Here is a 6,232-nt window from a genome sequence, read left to right as displayed (position 1 = left end):
CGGCCCAGGTCGGGCGGCGCGCTGACGGCCAGGCCCGCCTGTTGCAGCGCATCGGCCAGGGTCTCGGCGCGGCTGGGCAGATCGGGCGCGGGCACCAGCTTGCCCAGGCGCATGAACTGGCTGGGGGGGTGCAGCGCTTGATCGGGGCTGTAGAAGGCTTGCATGGTGGCGCTCATGGCAGGGTGGCCTGCAGCTTGTCCAGCGCGCGGTCCAGGCGGGCAAACATCTCGGCCATCTCGGCCTCGGTGATGATCAGCGGCGGGCACAGCGCCACGGCGTCGCCCATGGCGCGCACGATCAGGCCTTCTTCCTGCGCGTACTGGGCCAGGCGGTAGCCCAGCTTCAGCGCAGGGTCAAAGGGCTGGCGCGTGGCCTTGTCTGCTACCAGCTCGATGGCGCCGATCAGGCCTACGCCCCGGGCCTCGCCCACATAGGCGCGCTCCAGATAGCCGCGCAGCCGGCCTTGGAAAATCGGGCTCAGCTGGTTGACATGGGCCAGAATCTGCTCGTCCTCATAGACCTTGAGCGTCTCCAGCGCCACAGCGGCCGCCACCGGGTGGCCGGAATAGGTATAGCCGTGGCCAAAGGTGCCGATCTTGCCGCTGTTGGCGGCCATGGCCTCGTAGATCTTGGGGGCGACCATCACCGCCGAGATCGGCACATAGCCCGAAGACAGCGCCTTGGCGCAGGTGAGGATGTCGGGCTGGATGCCAAAGGTGTGCGAGCCAAACATCTGGCCGGTGCGGCCAAAGCCGCAGATGACCTCGTCGGCCACCATCAGCACCTCGTACTTGCGCAGCACGGCCTGGATTTTTTCAAAATAGGTCTCGGGTGGCACAATGACGCCGCCGGCGCCCATCATCGGCTCGGCAATGAACGCGGCCACGGTCTCAGGCCCTTCTTGCAGAATGCGCTGCTCCAGTGCATCGGCCAGGCGGGTGGCAAAGTCGGCCTCGCTCTCGCCGGGGTTGGCATAGCGGTAGTGGTGCGGGCATTCCACATGGCCGATGCGCGCAATGGGCAGGTCAAAATCCTGGTGGTTGGCGGGCAGGCCGGTCAGGCTGGCGGCCGCCACCGTCACGCCGTGGTAGCCGCGCTGGCGCGAAAGGATCTTTTTCTTGGCCGGCTTGCCAATGGCGTTGTGGTAATACCAGATGATCTTGATGGCCGTGTCATTGGCTTCCGAGCCCGAATTGGCAAAGAAGACCTTGGCCATCGGTGCCGGGGCCAGCTGGATCAGCTTGTCGGCCAGCTGGGCCACCGCAGGGTTGGAGCGGTGGTTGAAGGTGTGGTAGTAGGGCAGCGTTTGCAGCGCATCGATACCGGCCTGCACCAGGCGCGGGTGGCTAAAGCCCAGCGAGCTGCACCACAGCGCCGACATGCCTTCGATGTATTTTCGCCCCTGCTCGTCGATCACATGGATGCCGTCGCCTCGCGTGATCATCAGCGGGCCCACGTCCTCGTGCGCTGCCAGGTTGGTGTAGGGGTGCAGGTGGGCGCCAATGTCCTGGGCGTCCAGCGCGCTGCGTTTTTGGGTGTTGTCTGCTGCGTTCATGTCCAAATCTCCTTGCGGGTGGGTGTGTTCTTGCGCGGTGGCTGGGTGCAGGGGCATCAGTAGCCGCGTCCCAGGTCCACGGCCACCTCGGCGGCCTGGCCTGCACGGATGCGGCTGAAGTTGTGGGCGGTTTGCTGGGCGATCACGCGCGGATCGGTGCGGGTGGCGATATGCGGGGTCACCAGAATGCGCGGGTCCTGCCAGAAAGGGTGGTCGGCCGGCAGCGGCTCGGCGCTGAAGGTGTCCAGGGTGGCTGCTCCAATCTGGCCCTCGGCCAGCGCGATCAGCAAATCGTCCTCGACCAGGTGTGCGCCCCGGCCCACATTGATCAGGTGCGCGCCGCGCGGCAGCTGGCGCATCAAGGCCAGATCGAGAAAGCCTTGGGTCTCATCGGTCAGCGGCAGCAGGCACACCAAGGTGTCGCAGCCGCTCAAAAACTCCGCCTTCTGTGTCTGGCCGTGGAAGGTTTGCAAGCCTTCCAAGCCAGCGGGCAAGTCCTGCTTGGCTGATCGGCTCCAGCCGCGCACCTGGTAGCCCATGGCGAGCAGCGCGCGGGCAGCGCCCTGGCCCAGGGTGCCCAGGCCTGCGATCCCAACCCGGTGACGGTTGGGCGCAATGATAGGCTCCTCGCGCCACTGGTGCTGCGCCGCATGGGCCACATAGCGGTCCATATGGCGCTGGCGGTGGATGACGGCCCAGCTGACAAAGGCCGTCATGCCGTAACCCATGGTGCTGTCCACAATGCGGCACACGGGGGTGCTGGCGGGCAGGGCCTGGGTGTCGATATGGTCAATGCCGGCGGCAATGGATTGCACCAGCTGCAGGCCTGCGGCCTGGGTCAGCTGCGCGAGTTGGGCGGCGGGCGGGTGCCAGCAGACGGCTACCTCGATTTCGCCGTGCTGGCCGGCATCGAGCAGCGCCTGCAGCTCGGCGCCCAGCAGCAGCCGGCTGCCGGGGAACTGGGCCTGGTAGGCGGGCAGCAAAAAGTCCATCGCAATGCTCTTGCTCAAAAAGGCAATGCTGCGGGGGGCGGCAGTGGGGGCGTGGGTGCTGGGCATGGCGGTCATGCGCGGCTCCGGTGTTCTGCGGCGGTGGCCTCGTCGCTGCGGTGCTCCAGCGAGGGGATGGCGTCGATCAAGGTCTGGGTATAGGGGTGCTGGGGATTGCCCAGCACCTGGGCGGTGGGGCCGTATTCCACAATGCGGCCGCGTTGCATGACGGCCAGGTGGTCGCACATCTGGCCGGCCACGCGCAGGTCATGGGTGATAAAGACCATGCTGAGCTGAAAGCGCTCGCGCACCTCGGCAAACAGCTTGAGCACCTGGGCCTGCACGGACACATCGAGGGCAGAGACGGGCTCATCGGCCACCAGCAACGAAGGCTCCATCGCCAGCGCGCGGGCAATGCCGATGCGCTGGCGCTGGCCGCCAGAGAACTCATGCGGGTAGCGTTCGGCTGCCTCGGGGCCGAGGCCGACCAGCTCCAGCAGCTCCATCGTGCGGCGCAGGGCCTCGGCCTTGGGCACACCCTGGGCAATGGGGCCGCTGGCAATGGCCGAGCCAATTTTGTGGCGCGGGTTGAGCGATGCATAGGGGTCCTGGAACACCATCTGGATCTTGCCCTTGGCCTGGCGGCGCAGCGCGGCGCCGGGGCTCAGGCGCTGGCCGTTGAAGAGGATCTCGCCGCTGTCAAACGGTGCCAAGCCCACAATGCAGCGGCCGAGCGACGACTTGCCCGAGCCCGACTCGCCCACCACGCCCAGGGTCTGGGCGCGGCCCAGGTCAAAGCTGATGCGCTCGGCAGCTACCACCTCGCGCGCGGGCCGCAAAAAGCCGCCGCCCGTGCGGTAGACCTTGCACAGGTCCTTGACCTGCAGCACCGGCTGCGCCGTGCTGGCCTGGGTCTCGCGCACATTGCCATGCGGAATGGCGGCCAGCAGCTTCTTGGTATAGGCGTGCTGGGGGTTGCGCAGCACCTGGCCGGCCGGGCCGGCTTCGACCACCACACCGGTCTGCATCACCACCACATGGTCGGCAATCTCGGCCACCACGCCAAAGTCATGGGTGATAAAGAGCATGGCCATGCCACGCTTTTTTTGCAGCGCCCGCATCAGCTGCAGGATCTGGGCCTGCGTGGTCACATCCAGCGCGGTGGTGGGCTCGTCGGCAATCAGCAGGCTCGGTTCGAGCAGCATCGCGATGGCGATCATCACGCGCTGACGCTGGCCGCCCGACAGGCGGAACGGATAGGCATCGATCAGGCGCTCGGGCTCGGGCAGGCCCACATCAGTGAGCGCGGCGATGATGCGGCGGCGCTTGTCGGCAGCGGGCAGCTGCAGGTGGGCATCGAGCGCCTCGGCCATCTGGTCGCCAATGCGCATCACCGGGTTCAGCGCAGTCATCGGCTCCTGGAACACCATCGCCATGCGGCTGCCACGCAGCTCGCGCAGCTGGTCTTCGCTCAAACTCAGCAGGTCTTTGCCATCAAACAGGATCTCGCCGGCCACGGGCTCGACCTTGGGGCGGGGCAGCAGGCCCATGATGGCGTTGGCGATCATCGACTTGCCCGAGCCCGATTCACCGACCACGCACAGGGTCTGGCCGGGCAGGATCTGCAGGTTGGCCTGGGTGACGGCCAAGGCGCGGTCGGCGCCCAGCGGCAGGCGGATGTCCAGGCCGCGCACGGTCAGCACCGGCTCTGGGGTGGCGGGCTGGTCAGGCGTTTGTGCAAGCATATGCAGGGCTTCGTGTGAATAGGCGTTCATCGTGTCTTCCCGTCCTGGCGCGCATTGAGTCCGTCGTTCAGCCCCTCGCCCACCAGGTTGAAGGCCAGCACGGTCAGCAGAATGGCCACGCCGGGGAACACCGCCATCCACCAGGCCTGGCGCAGCACGGTGCGGGCCGAGCCAATCATGTAACCCCAGCTCATCAGGTTGGGGTCACCCAGGCCCATAAAGCTCAGGCTCGATTCGAGCAGGATGGCGGTGGCCACCATCAAGGAGGCCATCACCACGATGGACGAGGCCGCATTGGGCAGGATCTGCGCCAGGATGATGCGCGCCGTGCTTTGGCCGGCCAGCTGGGCGGCGGCCACAAAGTCGCGCTGGCGCAGGGTCAGGAACTCGCCGCGCACCAGGCGCGCCACCGGCGGCCAGGACACGAGCGCAATGGCCACGATGATGGAGTTGACCGAAGGCTCAAAAATGGCCACCAGCACCAAGGCCAGCGCAAAGCTCGGCACGGACTGGAACATTTCGGTAAAGCGCATCAGGCTGGCATCGACCCAGCCACCGAAGTAGCCCGAGATCGCACCAATCCCCACGCCGATCAGTAGGGACACCAGGGTGGAGATCACGGCAATCAGCAGCGAAATGCGGGCGCCCAGCACCAGGCCCGAGAGAATGTCGCGGCCCATGGTGTCGGTGCCCATCGCAAAGCCTGCGCGCTCCATCGGCGGCAAGAACGGTTGCTCGACCATGTCCCAGGGGTTGTGCGCGGCCAGCAGCGGGCCAAAGCAGACCAAGAGCGCCACCAGCAGCAAGATGGCCAGGCCCAAGAGGGCGCCCCGGTTGCGGCAAAAGCGGCTCCAGAAGGTGGATCGGTGCTTGTTCTTGGCGGGGGGCGTAGCGGCCGCCAGGGCCGGCTCGGAAATAGCAGTCATCGCAAGGCTCCGTTTCAGCCCAGCTCGATCCGGGGATCGACCAGGGTGTAGACAAAATCAGTGATCAGGTTGAACAGCACCGCTACGGCGGCTGCAACCAGGAAGCAGCCCAGCAGCAGGTTGTAGTCGCGCTGCAGCAGGGCATCAAACATCAGGCGGCCAATGCCGGGCCAGGCAAACACGGTCTCGGTCAGCACCGCACCCCCAATGAGGCCCCCGGCCTGGATGCCCGCCAAGGTAACGATGGGCAGCAAGGCATTGCGCAGAATGTGCTGGCGCTGGATGCGGCCCATGCGCACGCCCTTGGCGCGGGCGGTTTTGACAAAGTCCATCTGCGCGACTTCGAGCATCGAGGCCCGGGTCATGCGGGCATAGACCGCCATATAAAAGAGCGCCAGGGTGAGCGAGGGCAGCACCAGATGCTGGGCAATGTCCCAGGCGCGGGCAAAGCCGGTGGCGTCGCTGCCCACGGTGAAGTAGCCAAAACCAGGCAGCCAGCTCAGCTGCACCGAGAACACCAGCACCGCCATCATCGCCAGCCAGTACAGCGGCGTGGCATAGAACACCAGCGCCACAAAGGTGATGGCGCTGTCCACCCATTTGCCGACATGGCGGCTGGCTGTCGCCCCCAAGGCCACGCCAAAGATCAGCGACATCACAAAGGCACTGCCGGTGAGCAGCAAGGTGGCGGGCAGGCGCTCGGCAATCAGATCCAGCACCGGGCGCTGCTGCCGGTAGGAAAAGCCCAGGTCCAGCTGCGTGATGTGGCCCAGGTAGTTGGCCAGCTGGGTGGTCACGGGCTTGTCCAGGCCAAACTGCTCGCGCAGCTGGGCGACAAACTGCGGGTCCGAGGCGCCGGCTTCACCGGCAATGACGGCGACCGGGTCGCCGGGCGCTGCCCGGATCAGCATGAAGTTGACGGTGGCTATGCACATGAGTACCAGCAGACCCTGGAGCACCCGGACGGACATGTAGCGGAGGCGGTTCATAGCGGGGAGACCTTGGAGCGAGACAAAA

The 6,232-nt window shown here is 66.3% G+C and carries 5 protein-coding genes; all 5 read right to left on the bottom strand.

Features of this window, described 5'->3' with window-relative positions; genetic code table 11:
- Positions 1 to 172 precede the first annotated feature (172 nt).
- Genes H928_RS0103380 through H928_RS0103360 form a run of 5 tightly spaced genes read right to left on the bottom strand, consistent with a single transcriptional unit; the run spans position 173 to position 6,204 of the window.
- Positions 173 to 1,555, bottom strand: a complete 1,383-nt coding sequence (locus tag H928_RS0103380; RefSeq protein WP_021025252.1) for an aspartate aminotransferase family protein — start codon at positions 1,553 to 1,555, stop codon at positions 173 to 175.
- A gap of 56 nt (positions 1,556 to 1,611) precedes the next feature.
- Positions 1,612 to 2,622: a glyoxylate/hydroxypyruvate reductase A gene (locus tag H928_RS0103375; RefSeq protein ID WP_239644877.1), complete on the bottom strand. Its 1,011-nt coding sequence runs from the start codon at positions 2,620 to 2,622 to the stop codon at positions 1,612 to 1,614.
- Positions 2,619 to 4,289, bottom strand: coding sequence for an ABC transporter ATP-binding protein (locus H928_RS25910; RefSeq protein WP_043338468.1), 1,671 nt, complete (start codon positions 4,287 to 4,289; stop codon positions 2,619 to 2,621). Before H928_RS25910 ends, H928_RS0103375 begins: the two co-directional genes overlap by 4 nt.
- Before the next feature lie 26 nt (positions 4,290 to 4,315).
- Positions 4,316 to 5,215: an ABC transporter permease gene (locus H928_RS25905; protein ID WP_021025249.1), complete on the bottom strand. Its 900-nt coding sequence runs from the start codon at positions 5,213 to 5,215 to the stop codon at positions 4,316 to 4,318.
- 14 nt (positions 5,216 to 5,229) lie between these two features.
- Positions 5,230 to 6,204 carry an ABC transporter permease gene (locus H928_RS0103360; protein WP_021025248.1) on the bottom strand — a complete coding sequence of 325 codons (975 nt, stop codon included), beginning with the start codon at positions 6,202 to 6,204 and terminating at the stop codon, positions 5,230 to 5,232.
- Between the last annotated feature and the right edge of the window lie 28 nt (positions 6,205 to 6,232).

The organism is Comamonas sp. B-9 (assembly GCF_000410635.1).
Classification (GTDB): domain Bacteria; phylum Pseudomonadota; class Gammaproteobacteria; order Burkholderiales; family Burkholderiaceae_C; genus Comamonas.
This window is presented reverse-complemented; position numbering and strand designations above follow the sequence as displayed.